At 67.4% G+C, this 3,320-nt stretch carries 2 protein-coding genes and 1 pseudogene; all 3 read right to left on the bottom strand.

The genetic code is table 11. From position 1 onward, the window contains the following. Positions 1-183 precede the first annotated feature (183 nt). Positions 184-903 (bottom strand): dienelactone hydrolase family protein, encoded by a 720-nt coding sequence (locus ACZ7DL_RS38950; RefSeq protein ID WP_470781789.1) that lies wholly within the window; start codon positions 901-903, stop codon positions 184-186. Between the two features lie 287 nt (positions 904-1,190). Beyond that, positions 1,191-2,278: pseudogene (locus tag ACZ7DL_RS38945) on the bottom strand (transposase); the annotation flags it as partial. Positions 2,279-2,491: 213 nt separating this feature from the next. Continuing rightward, entirely contained in the window at positions 2,492-3,049 is a 558-nt protein-coding gene (locus ACZ7DL_RS38940; RefSeq protein WP_470781785.1) for a GNAT family N-acetyltransferase, read from the bottom strand. Positions 3,050-3,320 lie beyond the last annotated feature (271 nt).

Genomic DNA, 3,320 nt, shown 5'->3' with positions numbered 1-3,320 from the left:
GACCGCAGCCAACTCCCCACCCAGCACACCCGGTCAACGACACACCCGATCAAACGGACACGCCACCGGCGAGTGAACCTGACCAAGCACTACTAGTATCCCGTTATTGATCTTTGACTTGCTGGATGACCGGGCTGCTGGCCGACACCGCCTACCGTCTGCTGCCCGCCAGACGACCCGGCCTCACTTCAGGTGCCGGCCGAAGAACCGGTCCCCGTCCTCCAGCTCGAACCACGGGGTGCCCGTGTGACCGCCCATATTGGCGTGCAGCGTTTTCTCCTTGCTGCCGAAGGCGTCGAACAGGTCAAGGGCCCGTTGCCGGGGGTTCCCTTCGTCGTCCCACTGCAGCAAGAACAGCAGCGGAATGGTGACCTGCCGGGCCTCCTCGCGCTGGGCGCGGGGCACGTAGCCCCCGGCGAAGAAACCTGCGGCCGCGATGCGCGGCTCGACCACCGCCAGCCGGATGCCGAGGGCGGTCCACCCCGAATACCCGACCGGGCCGTCGATCTCGGGCAGCGAAAGGAGGGCATCCAGGGTGGTCTGCCATTCCGGGACCGCGTTTTCGACCAGCGGGCCGATGAAGGACTCGAAGATCTCGTCGACCGGCTCGCCGGCCTGCATCGCCCGGCGGAGGTCGGCGCGGGCCTGTTCGTCGCCGGCGGAACGGGGACGGTCACCGCACCCGGCGGCGTCGATGGTGGCCACCGCGTAGCCGCGCGCCGCGGTGTACCGGGCCCGGGCCGCCAGCCGGGGTTCCGCCTTGGGCAGGCCGTTGTTGTGGGCCATCAGGACCAGCGGGGCCGACGCGGATCCGGGCGTCCACAGGGTGCCGGGGATCTCGCCGAGGGTGAATTCGCGCTCGAGGACGCCCTCGTCGAGACGCTGCTCAGAAGTGAATCCCATGGTCGTGCCGTGCCTTTCGGGAGTGCTCTTGAACGGCGCTCCCGGACGACCTATCGCCCGACCGTGACCCCGGAGGGGAGCACCCATGTCGATACTGCGTTCACGGGTACCACCTCCTCGTTCTCTCGCACGGCCTCCGGAAAAGTAGCAGTGGTCGCCGTGGTCCGCCAACGGGTTTTTGCGGAGGCTCCGTGGCCGTATGCCGCCTCACCACATAGGACACGGTCCAAGCGGCAGCATTCAATCTGCGCGGCCGCCTGCTCCACGAACCAGCACATGATCCCCTCGAGAGTCTGCTCGAACAGGCGGAATGTGTGCTCGATGTCGAAGCGCCGCAAGTACGCCTGCCAGAGACGGTCGGCGTCTGCCGGGGTGGCGTCGGTGCCTGACCACCACAGCCAGACCGGCTTCGGAGTTGCTCCGCTGGGCAGTGGCTGATGTCCAGGCGGATCACGGTCCCTTCGATGATCGGGAGGGTGCCGTCGGCGGCTGCCCAGGAGGAGCGGTGCGTCAGCTTGGGGTGCAGTCGGTCCCAGGAGCGGGCCCTGGCGGTGCCGTAGAGACGTGTGTCGGTGGCAGTCTCGGTGTTCGGGATGCCCCAGGTATCGGGCTGTCCGAAGACGAATTCACTGCCGTGCCGGGGTGGCCGGCCCATCGTGTGTGGCTGCCGGGACGGGACGGTCCGGCGCAGGACCCGGTCCGAGCGCATCCGGGCGAGGACTTGGACCGGCAGGTCTTTCAGCAGGACTGCAAGGCGGGGTGCGTCATATCCGGCATCCGCGATAACGAGAACGTCCGGGTCGCCGTCCTGCCACTGCCCGGCGGTGATCAGTCGATGGAGCACATCACGCAGCTGCCGTGCGGTGACGGTGGCTGTGTCGGCCCCGGGGGCCAGGCGGAGCGCTTCCAAGGGCGCGGTCCATGAACTGCGGCCCGGCTCGAGCGCGCAGATGATCGAGTACGGCCAGCCGGGGACAGGAATGTGCTGGTCTTTGCCCCGACCGTAGGTGTGACACAGGATCCGCTGCGGTGAGGTGTGCGCATCGGGGCGTAGTCAGCAGGTGATGTCGATGGCCAGGACCAGCCGGCCGTCGACAGCCCGTGGCAGTGGCACCGCCGCCAGGGCCCGCTGCAGCCGGCCAGTATCGACCCGGCCACGTGCGACGGCGGCGTAGAGCCCGCCATGACCGCGGCGGTGTTCGCCGACCAGCGACAGTTCGGCCAGCGATCGCACCGGCCCGTCACTGCACAGAATGGCGTCAGCCAGCTCGAACAAGGCATCCGAACGAGCGGTGAGGCAGGAGTAGAACTCGCCCCGGAAGCATGACAGTTCTGCCACCGGCTCTTGCCGGCCATCGCGATGCAGCAGACTCATCCTCACGGCCTTCGTGCTGAACGTGTGTGTTCCTTGGTCGGAGCACACGTTCAGCCGAAGGCCGCTTTGGCGTACGGCGGTTACCGAACCGAGTGATCAAGTTCGAGGCACGATTCGACGCCGGACGTTAAAGATCAAGTTAGGCGATGAGGTGCTTCTCTTTGGATGTGGATGTGGACGGCTGGCTCCAGGCTACGAGTTCACAGACCGCTTTCAGCGCAGACCGAGCAGCATCACGTCATGGAGGTCCGCTCCCTCGCCCCATGGCCGCGCCTCGCCCATCTTGCGGTATCCCCACGCCCGGTAAGCGGCCGACGCAGCCTTGCTCGCCTGGTGGACGTTCAACAGCACCCGCTCGGCCCCGATGCCGTCGAGCAGCGTCTTGTGCAAACGCCGCGCAACACCCTGTCCGCGCCACGGTCCGCGCACGGCGAGTTCCATGAGCCCGAAGGTGCGGTGCCCGTCCTCGCGCCGCATGTGGTCGGGCACGGGCTCGGTCAGTTCGTCCCACCACACCGTGTCGGGCGCGAGCGGGTAGCCGTACGCCATGCCGATCGGCTCGCCCTCCTCGGTGCGGGCCAAGGCTGCGCGAAAGGTCCGATTGCGAGCCTGCACGGGGAAGCGGCGGAAGGCGGCGACGACGTCGTCCTCGGTCTCGTTGCAGGGAGGCTCGGCGAACGCTTCGGCGTAGATCAGCTTGTACGCGTCCTCGGCCTGCACTGCGGCCGGTCCGTCCATGAGCTCTATCGCGATGATCCCCTGCTGCGTCATGTGGTCCCCCGTCGAACAGTCACGAAATGCGCTCGCCGCACACTCGTGGCCGCTGAAACTCCCAGATCTACTGACCTTGAATGCGTGATGTCGTCATGGTGGCTGGCGTCGGAGGCCGGTGCCGGTGAGGCAGCCGTCGAGGACGTCGTGGCGGTACTGGAGCTGGCGAAGGCCGGGTCGGACGGCAGTGATCAAGTCATCGGGGTCGGCGAAGGCACGATTGGCCACGGTGGTGCGTCGCAGGACGGACCAGATGCCCTCAACCGGGTTG

This window comes from Streptomyces sp. NPDC036984 (assembly GCF_055607665.1).
Note: the sequence above shows the minus strand (reverse complement) of the source record. Positions and strands in the feature narration are given on the sequence as shown.